The organism is Pseudomonas sp. SWRI154 (assembly GCF_014268645.1).
In the GTDB taxonomy this organism is placed as follows: Bacteria; Pseudomonadota; Gammaproteobacteria; order Pseudomonadales; family Pseudomonadaceae; genus Aquipseudomonas; species Aquipseudomonas marvdashtae.
The window spans coordinates 18,315-41,474 of sequence record NZ_JABWQW010000017.1; the positions used below are offsets into that span (position 1 = coordinate 18,315).

The following is a 23,160-nucleotide window of genomic DNA, read 5'->3' on the forward strand; positions in this document are numbered from 1 at the left end:
TCGTAGTAAAGCCAAATAACCACTACACGTTCGATGACCTGGATCAAGCAGGACTTGACGACGTTCACCTCATGGAGGAGCCGGCCCTTGCCTGCAGCCCAGGCGGCGAGCTCCAGAGCAGAAACGGCATCAAGTTATAGGGGTGTCCCGAGACTCGGCGAGCCCGGCTTGCACGGCAGGACGGGACTCGATCGTTTTTAGCCAGCGCAGCACATGGGTGTACGGAGTGATATCCAAAGCCAGCTCCTCATAGGTGCGCAACCATGGGAAAGCCGCAATATCCGCGATGGAATATTGGTCGCACGCCAGGTAACTGCGTTCCGCCAATTGCGTGTCCACCACGCCATAGAGGCGCAGGGCCTCTTTGTGATAACGCGTAATTGCTTCCTCATTGTGCGTAGTGCATTTAATTGCATTTGCAATCATATTAAGCCGTGCAGTATGGTGCAAGCACGACGGAACGCACGGGAGATTGTGGAATGATCGGCTTTTCCAGCTTCAGTAAAACACCAGAAACCAGCCTGGCCGCACAGGTCTGCATCGATAAGATCCGTACTTTTCCACCGCAACACACCGCTGGTTTTTCCTCCCCGCTCTTCACCATGATCGACATCGCCAATCGCCTTGAAAGGGACCCGGGAACGGCCAGGCATATCTGGGTCATCCGCGACAACAAGCAACGTCTAACCGCAGATGCCCACACCCGTATCAGCGCCTGGCCCTTGCGTTTCAGCGCCACGGCCCGCGCCAGTGAAAAACCATTGCTGTACCTGACCAGTTCGGCGACATCAGCCGAGCTTTGTGCGCTTTCCAACGAGTCCGCTCACCGGGGCATCCTGTGCAATGACATAGAGACGCAGCCTTCACGCTGGCCCAAAGGTGCTCATCCATGGGTGCCGCTCTGGTTGGTCGCCAACCCTCGATGTCTGCCGTTCGATCCGGCCAGCGGTGCCGAAGCGCATGCCATCGCCCTGGCGGCGTTGCAGAGTTTGTATGTGGAAGGCAACGAAGGTTTTTACTACATGGCGCTGCACGATGAGCCCAATGACTACATCGCTCCCATCAGCGGCCTGAGCGCGAGCCAGGCCTTGAAAGGCATGTACCGGCTCAGCGACGTCGAAGTCGATTCGGGGCTGCCCCGGGTGCGCTTGCTGGGTGCAGGCCTGGCCTTGCAATCGGTGGTGGCGGCGGCGCAGCTGCTGCGCGAGGATTGGGGTGTGGCCAGCGAACTGTGGAGCTGCCCCAGCTACACCCGCCTGGCTCGTGACGCGGACAAGGCGCAACGCTGGAATCGCTTGCATCCCGGGATGCCGCGACGGTCGGCGCATCTGCTCGACTGCCTGGACGCTGAAGACTGGCCAGTAGTGGCAGTGACCGGTTACGCCCTGCATGTCGCCGAGCAGATCGGTGCGCATGTCAAGTCACGGTTCGTGGCCCTCGGGGCCGACTCGACCGGGACCACCATGGGCCGGGTGGATAAGCACTGGATCGTGGTACTGGCCCTGCAGGCGCTGGCTCAGGAAAGCGTGATCAACCAAGCACGCGTCGAGCAAGCCATGGAGCGGTACCTGCTGCAGTGAGCAACACCTCACTTCGCCCGCCCACTATTGCGCGCTGCGCTGGCCGCACGCTCCAGCGCCTCGCTGAAAACCCGCTGCTGTTCGTCGTCGAACTGCGACAGGAACAATTCATTTACCGTCCCTTCGTAGATTTGCCACATCTTTTTGCGCAGCACTTTTCCGCTCTCGGTGATGGCGGCATACGCACCTCTGCCGTCATCGCTGGCGCGGCTGCGGGTGACCAGGCCCTCAGCCTCCAAGCGGTCCACCAGGCGAGTGAGATTGTAGCGCTCGATAGCCATGACATCTGCCAATTCGTTCATACGCCGGGTTCCGTCGGGGCCGCTTTCCAAGCCCCACAACGCGTCGTACCAAGCGTAGGCCGGCAACCCCGCGGCGGCTAGCCGACGCTCGATTTCGCGGATCAGGCAGCGGTGCGCCCTGACGAATCTGAACCAGGTATCCGGCTCGCTGGAAGACATGCATCACCTTTTTCATGAGATCGATTTAGTTGCAATTGTAGCGCGCGACAGGCTAAGTTCTCGCACGTAGTTGCAATTGCAACTACAAACATTCTTGAAGGTTGGCGTCGACCCACGCCCCTTAGTCAGGCACCAAACGACTCGGTGCTGCTGCACTGTCCAGGAGACGACAACGATGGCACAACAATCCATGTTTCTCGACGAGGATCCACAAGAAACTCGCGAATGGCTCGAATCCATTGAATCGGTGGCGAGCGTCGAAGGACGGTCTCGCGCCCACTACCTGATTGACCAGATGCTGGATTTCGACGCCAACCGCCATGGCGATTTTTATGGGCGAGTCACCACGCCCTACGTCAACACCGTCCCGGTCGACCGTCAGCAGCCGTACCCTGGCGACCTGGCCATAGAGCGCCGGATCAACGCCTATATTCGCTGGAACGCGCTGGCCATGGTGCTGCGTGCCGGCAAGCATTCGAACGTGGGCGGGCACATCGCCTCCTACGCCTCGGCGGCGGTCCTGTATGACGTCGGCTTCGAACACTTCTTCCGTGGACGCACCGAGCAGTTCGGTGGCGACATGGTGTATATCCAGGGCCACTCCTCGCCGGGCATCTATGGACGCGCCTATCTGGAAGGCCGTCTGAGCGAAGAACAATTGGACAACTTCCGCCGCGAGACCGATCGCGACGGCATCTCATCCTACCCGCACCCAAGGCTCATGCCGGACTTCTGGCAATTCCCGACGGTATCCATGGGCCTCGGGCCGATCACCGCCGCGTACCAGGCACGGTTCATGCGCTACCTGGAAGATCGAGGGCTGAAGGAACATCAGGGACGTAAAGTCTGGGCGTTTCTCGGCGACGGCGAAATGGACCAACCGGAATCCCTTGCGGCTATTTCCCTTGCCGGTCGGGAAAAGCTCGACAACATTATTTTTGTCGTCAACTGCAACCTGCAGCGCCTGGACGGGCCGGTGCGCGGCAACAGCAAGGTGATCCAGGAATTCGAAAGCCTGTACCGTGCGGCGGGCTGGAACGTCATCAAGGTCATCTGGGGTAGCGGTTGGGATGCCCTGTTGGAGAAGGACAAGACCGGCCTGCTGCGCCAGCGGATGATGGAATGCGTCGATGGCGACTACCAGAACTACAAGTCCCAGAATGGCGCCTATGTACGGGAGCATTTCTTCGGCAAATACCCCGAGCTGCTGGAGTTGGTCAGCGACTTGAGCGATGACGATATCTGGAAGCTGTCGCGCGGCGGCCACGATCCCGAAAAGGTCTACAACGCCTATGCCGCCGCCATGCGTCACACCGGCGGGCCGACGGTTATTCTGGCCAAGACGGTGAAGGGCTTCGGCATGGGTGAAGCCGGTGAAGGCCAGAACATCAATCACCAGCTCAAGAAGATGGGCGACGACGCGGTCAAGGCGTTCCGTGATCGCTTCGGCCTGGACCTCAGCGACGATCAATTGGGCGACATGCCCTACCTCAAGCCGACGGCCGACAGCGTCGAGGCGCTTTACCTGCAAGCCCGGCGCACACAACTGGGCGGGTACGTGCCTGCCCGATTCAGTGCGGTGGAGCCTTTGCAGATCCCGCCCTTGGCGACGCTGGATACCCAGCTCAAAGGCACCGGCGAGCGGGCGATCTCGACCACCATGGCCTTCGTGCGCATCCTCGGCACGCTGCTCAAGGACCCGAACATCGGCAAGCTGATCGTGCCCATCGTTCCTGACGAATCACGCACTTTCGGCATGGAAAGCCTGTTCCGCCAGATCGGTATCCACTCCCACGTCGGCCAGTTGTACACGCCTCAGGATGCCGGCCAACTGAGCTATTACAAGGAAGCCCGGGACGGCCAGATCATGCAGGAAGGGTTGAACGAATCCGGCGGTATTTCTTCCTGGATCGCGGCGAGCACTTCCTACAGCACCCATGGCGTGATGACGGTGCCGTTCTACATCTTCTATTCAATGTTCGGCTTCCAGCGCGTCGGCGATCTCGCCTGGGCGGCAGGCGACGCTCGCGCCCGGGGTTTCCTGCTCGGCGCCACGTCCGGCCGGACCACGCTGATGGGTGAAGGCTTGCAACATGACGACGGTCACAGCCATGTGCTGTCCTCGACTATTCCCTGCTGCGTGTCCTACGACCCGACTTACGCCTACGAATTGGCGGTGATCATCCAGGATGGCATGCGGCGGATGTACGCCGAGGACGAGGACATTTATTACTACATCACGCTGCTGAACGAAAACTACGCTCATCCACCGATGCCCGAGGGCGTCGAGCAAGGCATTCTCAAAGGCATGTACCGACTCTCGGCGCCGGAACAGCCCATCGAGGGCAAGCACGTGCAGCTGATGGGCTGCGGATCGATCCTGCAGGAAGTGGTAGCGGCAGCGCTGTTGCTGGAGCAGGATTTCGGCGTCAGCAGCGAAGTCTGGAGCGTCACCAGCCTGACCGAACTGCGTCGGGACGGGCAGGGTGCCGAACGCTGGAATCTGCTGCATCCGGAACATGCGCCGCGCATCGGTTACGTGGAAAGTTGCCTGCAGGACAAACAAGGCCCGGTAGTGGTCGCGACCGACTACATGAAAATATTCGCCGACCAGATCCGTCCGTTCGTGCCAAAACGACGCTTCGTAGCCCTCGGCACCGACGGTTTCGGCCAATCGGACACTCGCGAATCGCTGCGCAGATTTTTCGAAGTGGATCGCCATTTCATCGCGCTGGCCGCTTTGAAAGCGCTGGCCGATGACGGGGAAATACCGAGGGAAAAGGTCGCCGAGGCGATTGCACTTTATGGCATTGACCCGGAGAAGCAGAACCCCGCGGTGGTTTGAGTCCTCTCGCTTGCGGCGGCGTCCTTTGGGCGCCGCAGCAAGCGCCGCGACCAGCTTGGCAGCAGCCCCATCATGAACATCATTCAAAACGGCGGATGGCGGTAGACGCTGTAGTGGCACTTCAGTAGCATTCGCCCACTATATCGCCCTCTCAAGGATGACTCATGCTCCGCCTGCCCCGCTGCCCTGCCCCGTTGTTAGCGTTATCCACTTCGCTTGTATTGCTCGGCGGTTGCAGCGTCAACGGCAGTTATCCCGATGCCATCGAACCAGACGCTGCCAAGTTGCGGTTCGTCGCAAATACCAGCAACGCCACGCTGGATTATTTCGACGCGGCCCATTGCGACGGGCAAACCACAGGCATTCTCAATAATATGCTGCTGAGCGATACCGCGCGGCGGGTGGGTATGAGCGTTCCGGCGCCCAAGGATGCCAGGGGCTATTTGGAGGTCAAGCTCAAGCCTGGTGAGCAGATTTACCTGCGCACCAACATGAACAGCGGTTATGCAGTATGTGGCAAGGGCTTCAACTTTACGCCCGAGGCAAATGCCGAATACGAAGTGACGTTCAAGACCGAGAAGAATTTCTGCCTGACCCAGTTGCAACGCCTGCAACGGGTCGACGGCAAGGATGTGCGTACACCGATCCCAATCGTGAAAAAAGACTTTCCGGCCTGCGCCGGTCGCAACGCGCTCTTTCCTAAGACCTACCCGGACACACCCCATCGCTTGGAGCTGATGAACCGGGTTATCGATAAAAGCCTTGTCGTCAAGGTGAAGACTGATCCGGCCAAGGAAATCGAAAGTTATTCGCCCGAAAAGCTGGACACCCTGATCAGCGAACGCAAGGCCAAGCTCGGCCTCGATCTGCCGGCTGATTACTGGACGCTGTACCGGGAGAATCTGAAGACTTTTGGCGATGACATGGCGCAGAAAAAGACGCGCACCATGGAACGCTTCAAGGACGAATACCAGACGCGCCTACGGCAGTTGAACGATGAGCAATTGGAACAATGGGCGCAGCCCAAAGCCACCAATGCCAAGCCAGAGAAAGCCGAGACGGACCTTGATGTCGCGATGATGCTCGAGTATTTCCGGATCGGGAATGGCGTGACGGGCGAAGCGGTGGGTCATCACCTGGAGAGGATGGCGCAGATGGACGAACGTTACGGGGTGTGCGCGCGGTTTGCGGAATGCTGGAAGCGCAACTAGCTGGAACGCTTTATCCGTGATTTCCCCAAGCGAGCATGCCGGATGTGCTCGCATTGACGGTCTGCCGTGGAAGCTTATCGCGCCACCACCTCGACCACACCGCGAACCCGCTGCTGCATGTTGATCAGATGCAACCGCATCGAAGCCCGTGCTGCTTCGCCATCCTGTCGCGCCAATGCCGCGTAGATCTGCTCCCGCTCACGCACCACCAGCGCTCGATTTTCCAACGTCACAGCCGGCCCGGCCTGTTGCACTACCGCGATCAGCGTATTGCCCACGTGTGTCATTGCGTCGATAAAAAAACTGTTGCCGGTGCATTGGGCGATTAGCAGGTGGAATTCGAAATCCATCCTGGCGCGTTCCTCATCCATTGCGTCAATAGCGTTCGCGGCGTCGAGCGCTTCACGCATTGCCAGCAACTGTTCCGGCGCGGCGCGTTGCGCGGCGATGCCGGCCGCTTCCACTTCCAGACTCAGGCGCAGCTCGATGACCGCCAGCGCGTCGTAGGCGCCGCCCTTGACGTGTTTGCTGCCTTGGAAATCGCCCGGGCGGGCGGTGTCGACGACGAAGGTGCCGATGCCGTGACGGGTTTCGACCAAGCCTTCGGCCTGGAGCCGGGACATGGCTTCACGCACCACGGTCCGACTGACGCCGCGTTCCTTGATGATCACCTGTTCGGTCGGCAACTTGCTGCCGGCGGGCAGTTCGCCGGCGAGTATCTGCTGCGTCAGGTCGACCACCAGTTGCTGAGTCATGCTCAGGCGTCGATCGGTTGTGACACGCTCCATTGCACCTATCCATCAAGTCAGACGATCGCGGCATTATAGCCGCGACCTTGCGCTAAAACTCACTATAATGCCCGCTGATCATACAAGAGCACGCCGATGACGGACCAAGCGTTATCTCCACTGAACAAACCGCGCCGCCTCGCCGAAACCCTGGTCGACCGTTTTGCCCAGCGCATGCGCGACGGCATCCTCAAGTGCGGCGAAAAGCTCCCCACCGAAGTGCACATCATGGAAGCCGAAGGCGTCAGCCGTTCGGTGGTGCGCGAGGCGCTGTCGCGCTTGCAGGCGGCGGGATTGGTCGAGACGCGCCATGGCGTCGGCACCTTCGTGCTGGACATGCCGGCGCCGGAGGGGTTTACCCTCGGACCGGCGACGATTGCCACGTTGTCGGATGTGCTCAACCTGCTGGAGTTTCGCCTGAGCCTGGAAGTCCAGGCCGCTGGCATGGCCGCCGAACGCGCCACGCCCCAAGCCCTGGCCGAACTGGCCCAGGCCCTGGAGGCGTTGCTGCAAGGTCCGGAAAAATCCGGCACCACCATCAACGCCGACTTCCAGTTCCATCTGAAAATCGCCAAGGCGGCCGGCAATTACTACCTGATCGACATCATGAAGCACCTGGGCACGAAGCTGATTCCGCGCACCCGGATGAACTCCGCCTATTCGGGGCAAAGTGATCGCAGCGCCTATCTTCAAGGCATCAACGCCGAACACCAGCAAATCTTCGACGCCATCGCCAGCGGTAACGTCGATGCGGCGCGGGCGGCCATGTACTTGCACTTGAGCAACAGCCGCATGCGCCTGTGTGAAACGCAGCAACGCCAGGCGTTCTACAACGAATAACTTCTAGAAAAAGTTGTACTGGATACCAACCCGCAGACGCAGTTGACGATCACTGTCGACGGAGTTGACCTTGATATCGCCCACTTCGAAAAACGGCGCCCAACGCTTATCCCATTTGTACTTGACCACGGCATTCTGCTCATAGTCGTCGGTGCCGCCGTTGTAACGGATGTAATCGGCATCGAAGTAAGTCAGTTGATACTCATAGGCCCACGGCCCCTGGTTCGCATAGTTGATATAGACGTCATAGCGATGGATCTTCTGGTCGTCCTGGCCATTATCCGGTACGTCGTGATCGACCTTATCGCGGTCCAGCTTGCTGACGTCGTAGCGGTAGCGACCGGCGATGCTCAGTTCCTTGGTAATTTTGTAGCCCAGGCGCATGCCCATCTTGTAAGTGGTGGATTCCTCGTCGCTCTCCATGGCAAACGAGGGCGTCAACATCCAGCGCTCATCGATCTTGTGCTGGTAGTTGACGGTGAATTCATGGCCGCTGCCGACCGTGTTGTCGAAGGCGACATCTTCCCGGTCACCGGCGGTCTTGTATTTGAGTTCGCCTTCCAGGCCCACGCCGTTATCCAGCCGTATGCCAAACTTGGCACGGTCGGCGTGCATGCGGGTCTTTTCAGCGTATTGATGGCGAACGTTGATGTAACCGGTATCTGCCTGAGCGACAACCGAAGTGAACAGTGAAGCGATCGACACAACGACGAGAGTCTTTTTCATGTTTTTTATTCTTGTTGGTTGAAGTCATTAGTTGGGGTTGACGCCAAATCGCAGGCGAGCGCGTACGCGCGTTGAAACGTGCGATTCAACGAGTTCTACGGTTTAAAACGGGTACAGCGGGTTAGTTACTTCAGACGGCGATAGGTATTCGTTGTATGTCGCGGCTGGCTTGCACCAACAGGCGTGTGTATTCGTGGGCGGCGCCATCGTTGGCCAGCAGATGAGTGTCGAGCGTCTCCACTACCCTGCCCTGCTGCATCACCGCCAGCCGATCACACAAATGCGCAACGACGGCCAGGTCATGAGTGACCATCAGGTAAGTCAGCCCCTCCTGGCGGCGCAAGTCGGCCAGCAGGTTGAGGATTTCCGCCTGCACCGAGACATCCAGCGCCGAGGTCGGCTCGTCCAACAGCAGCACGCGTGGGCGCAGGATCAGCGCGCGGGCAATCGCCACGCGCTGGCGCTGGCCACCGGACAACTGATGCGGATAACGGAAGCGAAAGCTGTCGTTCAAGCCGACCTTGCGCAAGATCTCGCTGACCTTCTGCGCACGCCCGTCGATGCCATGGATGCGCAGCGGTTCCTGCAACGCGGCGTCGATGGTGTAGCGCGGATGCAGCGAGGCATACGGATCCTGGAAAACCATCTGCACGGTGCGGTAGTGGTCCAGCGGCAGCTTGCGCGTCACCGCCTGACCGGCAATTTGCAACCGTCCCGTCCAGTGCTGGTACTGCCCGGCCAGGCAACGCAGCACGGTGGTCTTGCCCGAGCCGGATTCCCCCACCAAGCCGAATGCCTCGCCTTCGCCGACGTTCAAATCGACGTCGTGCAGTACCGCGTTCAGTGCCGCGCCGGTGCCAAAGCTGAGGTTCAGCCCGGCGATTTCGATCATGCTCATGACAGGCTCCTCAAGCGTTCAACCAGTGTGGGTCGCGCTGCAACACCGGCAGCGTGGCGCGCGGATGGTCCAGGCTCGGCAATGCGGCCAACAGACCTTGAGTGTATGGATGGGTGGCGTTATCCAGGTCGGCGGCGGCAATCGACTCGACCACGCGGCCGGCGTACATCACCAGCACGCGGTCGCAGAAATGCCGCACAAGATTCAGATCGTGGCTGATGAAAATCAGCCCCAGGTCACGCTCGCTGACCAGCTCCTCCAGCACGTTAAGCACCTGCCGGCGCACCGACACGTCCAGCGCCGAAGTCGGCTCGTCGGCGATGATCACCTGGGGATCGGTGATGACCATCATGGCGATCATGATCCGCTGGCCCATGCCGCCCGAGACTTCGTGCGGATACAGGTCATAGACCCGCCGGGGATCGCGAATGTGCACCTTGGCGAGCATGTCCAGCGCTCGTTCGCGGGCTTCGCGATGGGGCACCTTGTGATGGGCCAGATACGCTTCGGCGATCTGCTCGCCAACGCGCACCACCGGGTTCAGCGAGTATTTCGGGTCCTGCATGATCATCGACATGCGCGCGCCGCGAATCGCCTGGATCTGCTTTTCGCTGGCCTTCAGCAAGTCGATATCGGCGAAGCGCAGGGTCTTGGCGGTGACCTTCGCAGTCGGCGGATGCAGGCGTAACAGGCTGCGGCCGACGGTGGATTTTCCCGAGCCGGATTCGCCGACAATGGCGAGTTTTTCCCGCCCCAGGTTGAACGACACGTCACGCACAGCCAGGGAAGTTTTGCCGGCGTTGCGAAACTCCACGCACAAATCCTGTACCGCAAGTTTTATCTCAGTCATGGGCTGTTCCTCAGGATTGGCTGCGGGGGTCGAGGACGTCGCGCAAGCCGTCGCCCAACAGGTTGAAGGCCAAGCTCACCAGCATGATCGCCGCACCCGGTGCCGCCACCAGCCACCAGCTTTCGAGCATGTAGCGCCGCCCGGTGGAGATCATCGCGCCCCACTCCGGCAGCGGTGCCTGGGCGCCGAGGCCGAGAAAGCCCAGGGCAGCGGCGGTGAGGATGATGCTCGCCATGTTCATGGTCAGGCGGATGATCACCGACGACAGGCACATCGGGATGATGTGGCGCAGGATGATCCGCGTACTCGAGGCGCCTTGGAGCTGCACCGCGACAACGAAATCAGCGTTGCGCAACGGCAGGGTTTCGGCGCGGGCGAGCCGGGCAATCGGTGGCCAGGCCGTGAGCGCGATGGCGATCACCGCGTGCTCCAATCCCGGACCGAGGGCGGCGATGAAGGCCAGCGCCAACACCAGGCTGGGGAACGAGATAAAGATATCGGTGATGCGCATGAACAGACTGTCGACCCAGCCGCCGAAGTAGCCGGAAATGGTCCCGACCAACAGCCCGATGGGGCCGACAATCACCGTCACCAGCAAGACGATGTACAGCGTGATGCGCGAGCCGTATACCAACCGGGCGAACACGTCGCGACCGTATTCGTCGGTGCCGAACCAGTGCACGCTGCTGGGCGCTTGCAACGCCCCGGCGAGGTTCTGCAACAACGGATCGTGACCGGCGATCCACGGCGCAAAGATCGCGACCAACATCAGGGTCACGACGACGACCAGGCCGGCAAACGTCATCGGGTTGCGCAGCAAAAACCGCAGCAGGCGCAGGCTGCTGGCAACCAGCGCTGCCATACTCGAAGCGGGCAGCGCGGCACTGCCGGCTGCGCTGGAAGCAAGGGGCAGATTCATTAGCGAGTCCTCGGATCGAAGATCTTGTAGAGCGCATCGCTGATCAGGTTCAGCGTCACGAAGATGAGGCCGATCAGCAGCACACAGGCCATCACCGCGTTCATGTCACCGAGCAACAGACTGCTCGTCAGGTACTGGCCGAAGCCCGGCCAGGCGAACACGGTTTCAATCAGCACCGCGCCTTCCAGCAGGCCGCCGTAGGCCAGCGCGACGATGGTCAGCAACTGCACGCGGATGTTGCCGAAGGCATGGCCCCAGACGATCTTGCGTTGGGACAACCCCTTGACCCGGGCGGTGATGATGTACTCCTGGGACAGTTGTTCGAGCATGAAGCTGCGGGTCATGCGACTGATGTAGGCGACCGAGTTGAAGCTGAGGATCACCGCCGGCAACAGGATGTGGCGCAACGCGCTGCGAAAGGCTTCCCAATCGCCGGACCAGGCGGTGTCGATCAACAGCAAGCCGGTGTGTCTCGGGATCAGCCCGTCATAGGCCAGGCCGATCCGCCCGACGCCGCCGGCCCAACCCAGCCAGGCGTAGAACACCAGGAAGGCCATCATGCCGATCCAGAAAATCGGCGTGGAGTAACCGAACAAGGTGATCAGCCGCGCCACATGGTCACCGGCCCGGCCCTGATGCGTCGCCGCGTAGACACCCAACGGCAAGCCCGCCAACACGCCGAACAGAATCGCCAGGGTCGCCAGTTCCAACGTCGCCGGAAACACTCGGGCGATGTCCGTAATGACCGGGTTACCGGTGAGCAAAGCCATGCCGAAATCACCGTGCAGCAAGTCGCCGAGGTAGATCGCGAACTGGGTCCACAACGGTTTGTCCAGGCCCAGCTCTTTGTACACCTGGGCGTAGGCCGAGGCGTCGGCGTCCGGGCCGACGATGGCCAGCACCGGGTCCAGGGGCATCACCCGCCCAATAAAAAAAGTCAGTAGCAGCAACCCCAGCAGCGTCACCGCCACCGAGCCGCCGCGCCGGGTTGCCGAAGCGGCCCGGGTGCTCCAGATTGAAAAAGATGCAGTCGACATGTTCATTCCTGCCTTGGCCCTGTGGCCGTCGATTTCAGCGCTGCTTGTAAACGTCCCGAAGGCGTGTAGTGGCGGCGGTGTGGCCGATGTAGTTGCGCACGTCGGCGTGGATCACCACTTCGTCCACCATCTGCGAGACCGGCATGATTGCCCCGGCCTGTTGGTCATAGAGGGTCTGGACCTGGGCGTACATCTGCCGCTGGCGCTCGGGGTCGCGCTCGCGCTCGGCCTGTTCGATCAACTGGTTGAGCTGCGGGTTGAAGAACGAGGTGCGCCAGCCCTGGAAATTGCTCAACTTGGCTTCGCTGCGGTTGTCCGGGTTGTACACCAGGGCCCGCAGGCTCGAATGCGGATGGCGCTCCGCCCCGCCACCGCCACGCCCGACGAGGATGTCGAACTGGCGATCGCGCATCGCCCCGTAGATCTGGTTGCCGGTGCCGGTGATGATCGTCGCCTGGATGCCCGCCTGGGCCAGCGTCGCTTGCAGGCTGGTGGCGATGTTGATGAACGGCGGATCGGTCAGCGAACGGATGCTCACCTTGAAGCCCTCGGCATGTCCGGCCGCCGCCAGCAGGCGCTTGGCCTCGGCCACGTCGAGGCGATAGCCCGGGTCGTCCAGGCGTGCCGGCAAGCCCAGTTGCATCGGTCGCTGATTGATCACGCCGTAGTGCGGCATCACCACCTCGTTGATGCCCTGGTAGTCGATCAGCAGGCGGATGGCCTGGCGCACGCGGATGTCCTGGAATAGCGGCTGTTGCATGCTCATCGCCACGTAGTACAGCGTGCCGCGGGCAATGCTCTGGATGCGCACGTCATCGACCTTGCCCAGCGCCTTGATGTCAGTCGCGGCCATGCCGCGGGCGACGTCCAAATCACCGCGTTCGACCATCAGGCGCAGGGCCTGGGACTCGGTCATGTTGCGCATGATCACCCGGCGCAGCTTCGGCGCGCCGCGCCAATAGTCGTCATTACGACTCATCAGGATCACGTCGTTGGCGCGCCAGATGTCGAGCTTGAACGCGCCGGATCCGGCGGTATGCGTCGCCAGCCACGCCGCGCCCTGGTCGTCGCCGACCTGATGCTGCAAGGCAACGCTGCGATCGATGATGAAAGCGCTGGGTGAGGTCGCCAGGGTGTTGAGCACCAACATCGGGTCGGTGCTGCGTGGCAGCTCCATGACAAAGGTGTGCGGCCCTTCGGCGCGCATCAGTTTGACCACGTTGTCGGCGGTGAAACCGTAGGCTTTCCAGGTCGACGCCAGGGCGCGGTTGAGGGTGACGACGCGCTGCAACGACCAGGCGACGTCTTGGGCGGTGAGCGGTGCGCCGGAGTGAAAACGGACGTCATCGCGCAATTGGAAGGTCAGGCGCATGCGGTCGGGGCTGACGTCCCAGGTTTTCGCCAGGGCCGGAATCAGCGTGTCCGGCTGCGCCGCGTCCTGCTCCAGGAGCATGTCATAGACGTTGGCGTTGACTTCGGCGACCTCCAGCCCCGTCGCCGCGGCAGGGTCCAGGGACAGCAGGTTGATCATGCTCATGCCCACCACCAATTGGTCGGGGGGCGTTTCGCCTTGCGCCAGGCTGACGGGCACCTGCACTGCGCACAGGGCCACGGTGACACACAGCAGCCTGGTCAGGCGCTTGGGCCAGAGATTCATGGTTCAGTCCTTTCTTATATTTATAAAGACTCGTCGCCTGGGCAGCCATCGGCCTCAGGCGTGGAACAGGATCAATGTCGGGACAAAGTGTTGGCCTCGATATACGCAAAGTTGATGTCCTCGCCCAACCCCGGCCGGTCGGACAGGTGCACATAACCGTCGGCGTCCATCGGGTCGACGATGCTGTTGAGGTGCGCCGGGACCTCTTCATAGTCGAGGAACGGGTGCAGCAAGCCACGCTCATACCAACGACAATTGCTGATCGCCCCGACCACCGCCAGGTTCGCCGCACCGTTACCGTGGACTTCGCAGTCCATGCCGAACGACTCGGCCAGGTGCGCCACTTTCAGGCACGGCCCGATGCCGCCGACACCCGCCACGCCCGCGCGCAGGATGTCACAGGATTTCTGCGTCACCCAGCTGGCGCGGCTGTGGAATTTACCGGCGATGCTCTCCGGGCCCAGCACCGGAATGTCCAGGTTGGCGGCGAGCCAGGCGTAGGACTCAGCCGAATCTTCCATCATCGGTTCTTCGAACCAGGCGAAATCCAGCTGCTCCAGCGCCTTGCCAATGGTCAGCGCGTCCATGCGGCTGTACCAGTGATAACCGTCGAGCATCAGCGCGATGTCCGGCCCCACCGCCTCGCGCACTGCCGCGCAGGCCTGGATGTCCATCTGCGGATTGGGCGCGAAGGAAATCGGTGGCATCCAAGTGTGCAGCTTGATGGCTTTGTAGCCACGCTTGACGAGCTTTTCCGCGAACTGGCCGTACTCATCCGGAGTGGACAAACCGCCCGGCAAATCGTCGCCGCACATGGTCGAGCCATAGGCCAGGACTTTGTCGCGGTAGCCGCCAATGAGCTTGTGCACCGGCAGCTTCAGCTTGCGTCCGGCCAGATCCCACAAGGCTTGCTCCACCAGCGCCAGCGCCCGGTCGGTGAACTGTCCGGCGCTGCCGCGCTGCCAGTGCGCCAGGTCCTGCCAGATGCTTTCACGGTCCATCGGGTTGCGGCCGATCAACACCTTGCGAACGAACGATTCGATGATGTGTGGACGAATCAATTCAGGCGTACCGAAGGCATAACCTTCCGAGCCATCGTCGCAGCTGATTCGCAGCAGGGCCATCTTGATCATGACCTCGTCACCCGGATGGGCGTGGCCCGCACTGTCCTGGGCGCGGCGCGACGGGGTGGAAAAGATTTCGACGTGAACGCCTGTGATTCTCATAGGGAGGGGCCACCGTGTTGTTATTTTGATTTGTATGTCGTCATACAACATGGCGGATTATTTGAACGTTTCATCAGGACTGTCAACCCCTGCAATCAGGAAAGATTGATCAAACCTCATCGCATCAGCCTTTTGAGAAAGATGACGACTTGAAATGTCGTCATACCACACCGGTAGAGAACAAGACGACTGCACCGCTGCGCAATTGTCCACTACAGTGTCAGGACCTATTGGCGCAGCACCCATGCGGAGGCCTCCATGACGCACTTCACCCTTCAACGCATCGACCATGTCGTCCTGCGTGTTAAAGACATCGAGCGCAGCATCGCCTTCTACACATCAGTCCTCGGCTGCGAACTCAAAAAGCGTCGGGACGATCTGGGCTTGATCCACCTCGGCGCTGGAGCGTCGATGATCGATCTGGTGGATGTGGGCGGGCCGCTTGGCCGTCACGGCGGTGCGGCACCCGGCAAGCAGGGGCATAACGTCGACCACGTCTGCCTGCGCATCGAACCGTTTGACGAACCCGCCCTGCTCGCGCACCTGCAAGCAGCCGGACTGGAGGTCGAGAAAGCGCAAATGCGTTACGGCGCGGAGGGCGAAGGCTGGTCGGTTTACTGCTTCGATCCGGACGGCAATCAGATCGAGCTGAAGGGGCCGGCGCAGAATTCGTAACACTCCAGCAGTCCGCCGTTTTTCTCCTAGACTTGCCAGTGTTTGCAGTTCGCCGGGGCCGGGATGGGCCCGTACGATAAACATGACTCGAAGGGATCCGCCATGCTCAAACTTTTTTGCAAAGCGCTCGCGTGCACGCTGGCCTTTATCACGCTGGGCACGGCCATGGCGGCTGACCCTATCGTCATCAGGTTTTCCCATGTGGTAGGCGAGCAGACACCCAAGGGCCAGGGTGCGTTGCTGTTCAAGAAACTCGTTGAGGAACGTTTGCCGGGGAAGGTGAAGGTCGAGGTCTACCCCAACTCCACGCTGTTTGGCGATGACAAGGAGATGGAAGCGTTGCTGCTGGGGGACGTGCAGATCATTGCCCGTTCGCTGGCCAAGTTCGAGCAATACACAAAAACCGTGCAGTTGTTCGACTTGCCATTTTTGTTTCAGGACATCGCTGCGGTCGACCGTTTTCAAACCAGTCCTGAAGGCCAGAATCTATTGCGCGCCATGGAGCGCAATAACATCAAGGGCCTGGCTTATTGGCACAACGGCATGAAGCAGTTGTCGGCTAATCGACCATTGCGCAAGCCCGAGGACGCCCGTGGCCTGACGTTCCGAGTGCAGACTTCCGCCGTGCTGGAAGAACAGTTCAAGGCCGTCGATGCCAAAGCGCAAAAGATGATTTTTTCAGTGGTCTACCAAGGCCTGGTGACCGGCGTGATCAACGCGACGGAAAACCCTTATACAAACTTCTACGACCAAAAGCTGCATGAAGTGCAGAAGTACGTCACCGAGACCAATCACGGCGTGCTCGATTACATGCTGATCACCACGTCCGACTTCTGGAACGGCCTGCCGCCGGATATCCGCAGCGAACTGGACAAGATCGTGATTGAAGTCACCGCCGACGTGAACAATCAGGCCGATCAGTTGAATAAACAGGACAAACAACGCGTGCTTGCAGCCAAGACCACCGAAATCATTACCCTCACGCCAGAGGAACGCAACGCCTGGCGCGACAAGATGAAACCGGTATGGGCAAAGTTTGAAAAAGCTATCGGGCCGGACCTGGTGAGGGCTGCGCAGGCGTCAAACCAGGCACAGTAACGCTGCGCGCCGACAATCGCCCGGCAAGTAAATTTTGTGCCTAGACTTGCAACTGTCCCACCGTCCATTGCTTGGAATGAGCCGCACGAGAAAAAACAAAAAAAACGAAAAGGAAAAATCCGATGTTCAAACCTATGTGGAAAGCACTCGCCTGCACCTTGGCCATCAGCGCGTTCAGTTCGGCCATGGCGGCTGATCCGGTGGTGATCAAGTTCTCGCACGTAGTGGCCGAGCAAACCCCTAAAGGCCAAGGTGCATTGCTGTTCAAGAAGTTGGTGGAAGAACGGCTGCCGGGCAAAGTGAAGGTCGAGGTGTAGCCGAACTCCTCGCTGTTCGGCGATGGCAAGGAAATGGAAGCCCTGCTCCTGGGTGACGTGCAGATGATCGCGCCCTCCCTGGCCAAGTTCGAGCAATACACCAAAACGGTGCAGTTGTTCGACCTGCCTTTCCTGTTTGACGATATTTCCGCCGTGGACCGTTTCCAATTGAGCCCAGAAGGCCAGAAGCTGCTCAAGTCCATGGAGAACAAGAACATCACCGGCCTGGCCTATTGGCACAACGGCATGAAGCAATTGTCGGCCAACAAAGCGCTGCGTGAACCCAAGGACGCCCGCGGCCTGAAGTTCCGCGTACAAGCATCGGCAGTGCTGGAAGAACAGTTTAAGGCCGTCAACGCCAACCCGCGCAAGATGAGTTTCGCCGAGGTGTATCAAGGCCTGCAGACCGGCGTGGTCAACGGTGCGGAAAACCCGTACTCGAACATCTACAGCCAGAAGATGCATGAAGTGCAGAAGTTCATCACCGAGTCCAACCACGGTGTGCTCGACTACATGCTGATCACCAACACCAAGTTCTGGAACGGCTTGCAGCCGGACGTGCGCAGCGAACTGGACAAGATCCTGGTGGAAGTCACCGCTCACGTGAACAAAGAAGCGGCGCAACTTAACCAGAACGACAAGCAGCGCATCCTCGATGCCAAGACCACCGAGATCATCACTCTCACCCCAGAGGAGCGCAACGCGTGGCGCGACAAGATGAAGCCGGTCTGGAAAAAGTTTGAAGGTGACATCGGCGCCGACCTGATCAAAGCCGCCGAAGCCTCCAACACGGCTCAGTAATGGGTTGGCCGGTGCTGCCGCCCTGATGGCGCCGGCCTATCATCCTCTAGCAGGAGATGTCATCCATGAACGCCCTTCGGCGCACCTGGGAACACTTCGAGGAAGGTTTCATTGCCTTTCTCCTGGCCGCCATGACGCTGGTCACTTTCGTCTACGTGGTGCTCAACAATCTCTATAGCGTTTTTTATAGCCTCGGCGACAACTGGCCCGCCGCCAGCGAGCCTATGTTTGCCATCGGCGACAACATCATGGGCATGGCCCAGGCGATGACCTGGAGCAGTTCGCTGACCAAGGCCCTGTTCGGCTGGCTGATTTTCTTTGGGCTGTCGTATGGCGTGCGCACCGCCGGGCACATCGGCGTGGACGCGCTGGTGAAGCTGGCGAGCAAACCGATGCAGCGTTTCATCGGCGTGATCGCCTGCCTGTGCTGTCTCGCCTATGCCGGGTTGCTGGCGGTGGCGAGTTACGAATGGATCAATACCTTGATGATTGCCGAGATCGGCGCCGAAGATCTCGGCCATTTCGGCATCATGCAATGGCATGTCGGGCTGATCGTGCCAGTGGGTTTCGCCTTGGTGTTCATCCGTTTCGCGGAAATTCTCGTACGCATCCTGATGAATCGTCAGACAGGTCTCGGTCTGGCCGATGAAGCAGCGGAAGCGATCAAACTGACCGAGATCGAGGAAGACAAGCCATGACCATTGCCTTCCTGTTCATCGCGCTGTTCGTGCTGATGTTCATCGGCGTACCCATCGCCATTTCCCTGGGTTTGGCCGGATCGCTGACGATCATTTTCTTCAGCCCCGACTCGGTTCGCTCGCTGGCGATCAAGCTGTTCGAAACTTCCGAACACTACACCCTGCTGGCGATTCCGTTCTTCCTGCTGGCCGGTGCGTTCATGACCACCGGTGGCGTGGCGCGACGGTTGATCGATTTTGCCAACGCCTGCGTCGGGCATATCCGGGGCGGCCTGGCGATTGCGGCGGTGCTTGCTTGCATGCTGTTCGCGGCGTTGTCCGGCTCAAGCCCGGCGACGGTGGCAGCGGTGGGTTCCATCGCCATTGCCGGCATGGTGCGCTCGGGTTATCCACAGGCGTTTGGTGCAGGCATCGTCTGCAACGCCGGCACGCTTGGGATATTGATCCCGCCATCAATCGTGATGGTGGTGTATGCCGCCGCGACGGAAACGTCGGTAGGCAAGTTGTTCATGGCCGGCGTGATACCGGGCCTGTTACTGGGTTTTTTCCTGATGGTGGCGATCTACATCGTCGCGGTTAAGAAAAATCTGCCGGCCATGCCCAGGGCCACATTGCGGGAATGGCTGAGCACGGCACGCCAGGCCATCTGGGGCCTGCTGTTGATGGTCATCATCCTCGGCGGGATCTACTCCGGGATGTTCACCCCCACCGAAGCGGCAGCGGTGGCGGCGGTGTACTCGGCGTTTATCGCTTTGTTCGTCTACAAGGACCTGACGTTTCGTGAGACGCCCAAGGTGCTAGTGGAATCGGCCAAGCTGAGCATCATGCTGATGTTCATCATCGCCAACGCCATGCTCTTCGCCCACGTGCTGACCACCGAACAACTGCCGCAGCAAATCACCGCGTGGGTGATCGATGCCGGACTGACGCCGGTGACGTTCTTGCTGGTGGTGAACATCGTGCTGCTGATTGCCGGCGCGTTCATGGAGCCTTCTGCGATTATCCTGATCCTGGCGCCGATCCTGTTCCCGATTGCCATGAAGCTGGGAATCGACCCGATCCACCTGGGGATCATCATGGTGGTGAACCTGGAGATCGGCCTGATCACGCCACCGGTGGGACTGAACCTGTTCGTCACCTCGGCGGTGACTGGCATGTCGCTGACGGCGACCATCCGCGCGGCCATGCCGTGGCTGATGATCCTGCTGGCGTTCCTGGTGCTGATTACCTATGTGCCATGGATCTCGCTAGTCCTGCCAAACTGGTTGGGGATGAGCTGATCAATCCGGGATGAACCGTGGCGAGGGAGCTCATTCCCTCGCCACGTGTACGCCACAGCCTCCGCACACATTGCGTTATGATCCCTGCTTTCTTCTGAAGCAGAGCTTTTCCCACGCATGTTGCCGTCTCCTTCCGACACAACCAACTCCATTCCTCCCGTCCTCGTCGGCCCTTTGCTAAGGCGAATGGAGCCTCGGCGGCTGGTGATGTGGCTGGTGGGTTCGCAGCCGTTGCCGTTGACCTTGCGGCTGGATGAGCTGGGCGACATCGCGCTGGATGCCACGCATTGCACAATCGTGCCGGTGGGGCAGCACGCGTTCGTGCACCTGATCGACGTGCGACTCGACGCCGCCCTGCCCTTGGACAGGGTCATCGAATACGACCTGCTGGTGGATGGCGTTTCTATCGCCGAATGGGCGCCGCATCTGCTGTATGACGGCGCGCAACGTCCGAGTTTCGTACTGCATTCGCGCATCGAACAACTGGTCCACGGCTCCTGCCGCAAACCCCATTACCCGGCCAATGACGGATTGCTGTGTGTCGATCGCTTGTTGGCCCAGTCTCCCGAACAACGCCCCGCGTTGCTGATGATGAGCGGCGACCAGGTGTATGCCGACGACGTCGCCGGGCCGATGTTGCGGGCGATTCATGCCTTGATCGAGCGCCTGGGCTTGTTCGAGGAATGCCTGGAGGGCGCGGTGGTGGAGGACAGCGCCAAGCTCTACCAACATCCGGCCAGCTATTACCATCGCGCGGATCTGCTACCGGCGCTCGAGAGCAACGAAACCCTGCGCGAGCGATTTTTCGGCGGCGCACGTAAACCGATTTTCACCAGCAGCAGCGCCGACAACCACCTGGTGACCTTCGCCGAAGTCATGGCGATGTATCTGCTGGTCTGGTCGCCGGTGCCGTGGACACTGATCGATCCGCAACCGCCGGAACTGACCGTCGAACGGCGCCAGCGCTACGACCTGGAACAGCAACGCATCGAGACCTTCAAAACTGGCCTGGACGGTGTAGCCAGGGTGTTTGCGCACTTGTCTTGCCTGATGATTTTCGATGATCACGACATCACTGATGACTGGAATCTCTCCGCGCAATGGGAGGAAACGGCCTACGGCCATCCGTTCTCCAAGCGCATCATCGGTAATGCGCTGATTGCCTACATGCTTTGCCAGGGCTGGGGCAACAACCCGGATGCTTTCCCTGACGTCATCAAGCAAACCGTTGCGTTGAGCGACACCGCCCAGGACCGCTACATCGACAGCGCTCCCCAGGATGCGCTGATTGACCAACTGCTCGGGTTCCAGCAATGGCACTACGTGTTGCCAAGCACGCCGGCCTTGGTCGTGCTCGACACTCGCACCCGCCGCTGGCGCAGCGAGAACAGCCTCAAGCAACCGTCGGGCCTGTTGGACTGGGAAGCCTTGAGCGAGCTGCAACAGGATCTGCTTGATCATCCCTCGGCGATCATCGTGTCGCCGGCACCCATCTTTGGCGTCAAGCTGATCGAGTCGGTACAGCGGGTGTTCAGCTGGTGCGGATTCCCGCTGCTGGTGGATGCGGAAAACTGGATGGCCCACCGTGGCGCGGCCCAGGTGATTCTGAATATTTTCCGCCACTCGCGCACGCCTGGCAGCTACGTGGTGCTGTCCGGCGACGTGCACTACTCCTTCGTCTACGAGGTACTTATCCCACACCGCAAGGGCGGCCCGCGCATCTGGCAAATCACCAGCAGCGGCATCAAGAATGAATTCCCGCCGGCGCTGCTGGAATGGTTCGATCGCTTGAACCGTTGGCTCTATTCCCCACGCTCGCCGCTGAACTGGTTCACCAAGCGTCGCAGCATGCGCATCGTGCCTCACATCCCCGAGCACGCCGAGGCTGGGGAGCGATTGTGGAATTCGGCGGGGATCGGCCAGGTATTTTTCAACGAACAGGGACAGCCGACGGACATCCTCCAGCACAACGCCAACGGCAAGCCGCCAACCCGCATGCTGTCGCCGAAGTCGCCGCCGAACTGAGCGCTTACTTGCTGGCCGACGCCATCAGCACGCCGAAGGAAAAAAACGTCACGCCAGACAGCTTGCCGACGATGCGCGTGCCCTGGCGCGTAGAGAGCCAGCCCCTGGCCCGGCTCGCCATCAAGGCGTAGGCACTGTGAATCCCGACCACCAGCAGGCTGTAGGACGTCACCAATAGGAAAAATTGCGTGTAGTAATTGCCCGCCGGTTGGATGAACTGGGGAAACACCGCGAGGAAAAAGAACCCGGCCTTGGGGTTGAGCAATTGGATTGACAATGCCTCGACGAACCGGCGCCAGGGTCGCGAAGGCGTGGCGCCGAGGGTTGGAATGAAGGTCTTGGTATTCCACATCTTCACGCCCAGGTACAGCAGGTACGCGGCACCCATGTATTTCAACACCGTGAACGCGGTGGCCGAAGTTGCCAGGATCAACCCGACGCTACTGGCCGAGATGGCCGCCACCAGGAAACCGCCCAGGGCAATACCGAGAATACCCGGCAAGGCACCGGTCCAGCCATGGCGCACCGCATTCGACAGCGTCAACACCACGCCCGGGCCGGGGCTGAGAATGGTCAGGGTCGCGAGCAGTAGGAACAGTCCGTAGCTGGCCATGGTGGCTCCATTGGCAGTTTCTGATGAAGACAAACACTGTAAACGGATTCCGTCCCCCTGCCACGGGGAATCGGGAGCGTTCAGAACGCCAGTTGCAGACTGTGCTGGCCTTCGAGGCTTAGCAGGAACTGTTTCGCCGCGAGGCCGCCGGCGAAACCGGTGAGGCTGCCGGAAGTGCCAATGACGCGGTGGCAGGGAGCGATGATCGAGATCGGGTTGCGTCCATTGGCAGCGCCGACCGCGCGGGTTGCGGTTGGTTGGCCGATCTGGATGGCGATGTCGCGGTAACTACGGGTTTCGCCGAACGGAATGGTCAGTAATGCCTGCCAGACCCGCACCTGGAAATCGGTACCGGCGAAATCCAGGTCCAGTTCAAAACCACGCCGCTGACCCGCGAAGTATTCAAGCAGCTGGCGCTCGGTTTCCTTGAGGGTCGGGTGAGCGTTGTCTTGCTCCAAAGGCCCGAGGCGCACTCGGTTGAGCCGTTCGTTTTCCCACAGGATAGCGGCCAGCTTCGTGCCTCGGGCCACCAGGATCAGTTCGCCGACAGGGGATGGGATGGTTTTGTAGAGGGGCAACATTCGACTATTTCCCGGATTCACACTCAATGGCTAG

21 protein-coding genes and 1 pseudogene are annotated in these 23,160 nt (G+C 60.3%); 10 read left to right on the forward strand and 12 right to left on the reverse strand.

Annotation, left to right across the window (positions count from 1 at the left end):
- Positions 1 to 129 precede the first annotated feature (129 nt).
- Positions 130 to 426 carry a glutathione binding-like protein gene (locus HU806_RS16220; RefSeq protein WP_186612336.1) on the reverse strand — a complete coding sequence of 99 codons (297 nt, stop codon included), beginning with the start codon at positions 424 to 426 and terminating at the stop codon, positions 130 to 132.
- Between the two features lie 53 nt (positions 427 to 479).
- On the opposite strand from HU806_RS16220, the gene HU806_RS16225 reads away from it, so the two are divergent.
- Positions 480 to 1,580, forward strand: coding sequence for a transketolase-like TK C-terminal-containing protein (locus tag HU806_RS16225; protein ID WP_186612337.1), 1,101 nt, complete (start codon positions 480 to 482; stop codon positions 1,578 to 1,580).
- A gap of 8 nt (positions 1,581 to 1,588) precedes the next feature.
- On the opposite strand, the gene HU806_RS16230 is transcribed toward HU806_RS16225, so the two are convergent.
- The gene (locus HU806_RS16230) at positions 1,589 to 2,041 is read right to left on the reverse strand and encodes a MarR family winged helix-turn-helix transcriptional regulator (RefSeq protein WP_186612338.1); all 453 of its coding nucleotides are present in this window, start codon (positions 2,039 to 2,041) and stop codon (positions 1,589 to 1,591) included.
- Between the two features lie 175 nt (positions 2,042 to 2,216).
- Between HU806_RS16230 and aceE the strand changes: the two genes are divergently transcribed.
- Positions 2,217 to 4,886 carry a pyruvate dehydrogenase (acetyl-transferring), homodimeric type gene (gene aceE, locus HU806_RS16235; protein WP_186612339.1) on the forward strand — a complete coding sequence of 890 codons (2,670 nt, stop codon included), beginning with the start codon at positions 2,217 to 2,219 and terminating at the stop codon, positions 4,884 to 4,886.
- Positions 4,887 to 5,050: 164 nt separating this feature from the next.
- Positions 5,051 to 6,097, forward strand: a complete 1,047-nt coding sequence (locus HU806_RS16240; protein WP_186612340.1) for a hypothetical protein — start codon at positions 5,051 to 5,053, stop codon at positions 6,095 to 6,097.
- Positions 6,098 to 6,171: 74 nt separating this feature from the next.
- Here the strand turns inward: HU806_RS16240 and HU806_RS16245 are convergent, their stop codons facing one another.
- Entirely contained in the window at positions 6,172 to 6,885 is a 714-nt protein-coding gene (locus tag HU806_RS16245) for a FadR/GntR family transcriptional regulator (protein ID WP_186612341.1), read from the reverse strand.
- 96 nt (positions 6,886 to 6,981) lie between these two features.
- On the opposite strand from HU806_RS16245, the gene HU806_RS16250 reads away from it, so the two are divergent.
- The gene (locus HU806_RS16250; protein WP_186612342.1) at positions 6,982 to 7,725 is read left to right on the forward strand and encodes a FadR/GntR family transcriptional regulator; all 744 of its coding nucleotides are present in this window, start codon (positions 6,982 to 6,984) and stop codon (positions 7,723 to 7,725) included.
- A 3-nt stretch (positions 7,726 to 7,728) separates the two neighbouring features.
- Here HU806_RS16250 and HU806_RS16255 read toward each other — a convergent pair whose 3' ends face one another.
- The 7 genes from HU806_RS16255 to HU806_RS16285 all read right to left on the reverse strand — a co-directional run bounded on the left by HU806_RS16255 (position 7,729) and on the right by HU806_RS16285 (position 15,038).
- On the reverse strand, positions 7,729 to 8,451 hold the full coding sequence (locus HU806_RS16255) for an oligogalacturonate-specific porin KdgM family protein (RefSeq protein ID WP_186612343.1): 723 nt from the start codon (positions 8,449 to 8,451) through the stop codon (positions 7,729 to 7,731).
- 130 nt (positions 8,452 to 8,581) lie between these two features.
- Positions 8,582 to 9,349 carry an ABC transporter ATP-binding protein gene (locus tag HU806_RS16260; RefSeq protein WP_186612344.1) on the reverse strand — a complete coding sequence of 256 codons (768 nt, stop codon included), beginning with the start codon at positions 9,347 to 9,349 and terminating at the stop codon, positions 8,582 to 8,584.
- A 10-nt stretch (positions 9,350 to 9,359) separates the two neighbouring features.
- Complete coding sequence (locus HU806_RS16265) at positions 9,360 to 10,199, reverse strand: ABC transporter ATP-binding protein (protein ID WP_186612345.1); 840 nt, start codon at positions 10,197 to 10,199, stop codon at positions 9,360 to 9,362.
- A 10-nt stretch (positions 10,200 to 10,209) separates the two neighbouring features.
- Positions 10,210 to 11,118, reverse strand: coding sequence for an ABC transporter permease (locus HU806_RS16270; RefSeq protein ID WP_186612346.1), 909 nt, complete (start codon positions 11,116 to 11,118; stop codon positions 10,210 to 10,212).
- Entirely contained in the window at positions 11,118 to 12,155 is a 1,038-nt protein-coding gene (locus HU806_RS16275) for an ABC transporter permease (protein WP_186612347.1), read from the reverse strand. The genes HU806_RS16270 and HU806_RS16275 overlap by 1 nt, the downstream gene beginning before the upstream one ends.
- A 34-nt stretch (positions 12,156 to 12,189) precedes the next feature.
- Positions 12,190 to 13,812: an ABC transporter substrate-binding protein gene (locus HU806_RS16280; protein WP_186612348.1), complete on the reverse strand. Its 1,623-nt coding sequence runs from the start codon at positions 13,810 to 13,812 to the stop codon at positions 12,190 to 12,192.
- A gap of 71 nt (positions 13,813 to 13,883) precedes the next feature.
- Entirely contained in the window at positions 13,884 to 15,038 is a 1,155-nt protein-coding gene (locus tag HU806_RS16285) for a mandelate racemase family protein (RefSeq protein ID WP_186612349.1), read from the reverse strand.
- Positions 15,039 to 15,296: 258 nt separating this feature from the next.
- On the opposite strand from HU806_RS16285, the gene HU806_RS16290 reads away from it, so the two are divergent.
- From HU806_RS16290 to HU806_RS16315, 6 genes and pseudogenes are all read left to right on the forward strand, one after another.
- A complete protein-coding gene (locus tag HU806_RS16290) occupies positions 15,297 to 15,713 on the forward strand; it encodes a VOC family protein (protein ID WP_186612350.1) in 417 nt (138 codons plus the stop codon).
- A gap of 102 nt (positions 15,714 to 15,815) precedes the next feature.
- Positions 15,816 to 16,811 (forward strand): TRAP transporter substrate-binding protein, encoded by a 996-nt coding sequence (locus HU806_RS16295; protein WP_186612351.1) that lies wholly within the window; start codon positions 15,816 to 15,818, stop codon positions 16,809 to 16,811.
- Between the two features lie 122 nt (positions 16,812 to 16,933).
- Positions 16,934 to 17,929, forward strand: a pseudogene (locus HU806_RS16300) (TRAP transporter substrate-binding protein).
- A gap of 65 nt (positions 17,930 to 17,994) precedes the next feature.
- On the forward strand, positions 17,995 to 18,627 hold the full coding sequence (locus HU806_RS16305; protein WP_186612352.1) for a TRAP transporter small permease: 633 nt from the start codon (positions 17,995 to 17,997) through the stop codon (positions 18,625 to 18,627).
- Positions 18,624 to 19,907 carry a C4-dicarboxylate TRAP transporter large permease protein DctM gene (gene dctM, locus HU806_RS16310; protein ID WP_186612353.1) on the forward strand — a complete coding sequence of 428 codons (1,284 nt, stop codon included), beginning with the start codon at positions 18,624 to 18,626 and terminating at the stop codon, positions 19,905 to 19,907. The genes HU806_RS16305 and dctM overlap by 4 nt, the downstream gene beginning before the upstream one ends.
- A 117-nt stretch (positions 19,908 to 20,024) precedes the next feature.
- Positions 20,025 to 21,932 (forward strand): alkaline phosphatase D family protein, encoded by a 1,908-nt coding sequence (locus HU806_RS16315; protein ID WP_186612354.1) that lies wholly within the window; start codon positions 20,025 to 20,027, stop codon positions 21,930 to 21,932.
- Positions 21,933 to 21,936: 4 nt separating this feature from the next.
- Here the strand turns inward: HU806_RS16315 and HU806_RS16320 are convergent, their stop codons facing one another.
- Together HU806_RS16320 and HU806_RS16325 are read right to left on the reverse strand one after the other, a co-directional pair.
- Entirely contained in the window at positions 21,937 to 22,545 is a 609-nt protein-coding gene (locus HU806_RS16320) for a LysE family translocator (RefSeq protein WP_186612355.1), read from the reverse strand.
- A gap of 80 nt (positions 22,546 to 22,625) precedes the next feature.
- The gene (locus HU806_RS16325; RefSeq protein WP_186612356.1) at positions 22,626 to 23,126 is read right to left on the reverse strand and encodes a methylated-DNA--[protein]-cysteine S-methyltransferase; all 501 of its coding nucleotides are present in this window, start codon (positions 23,124 to 23,126) and stop codon (positions 22,626 to 22,628) included.
- Between the last annotated feature and the right edge of the window lie 34 nt (positions 23,127 to 23,160).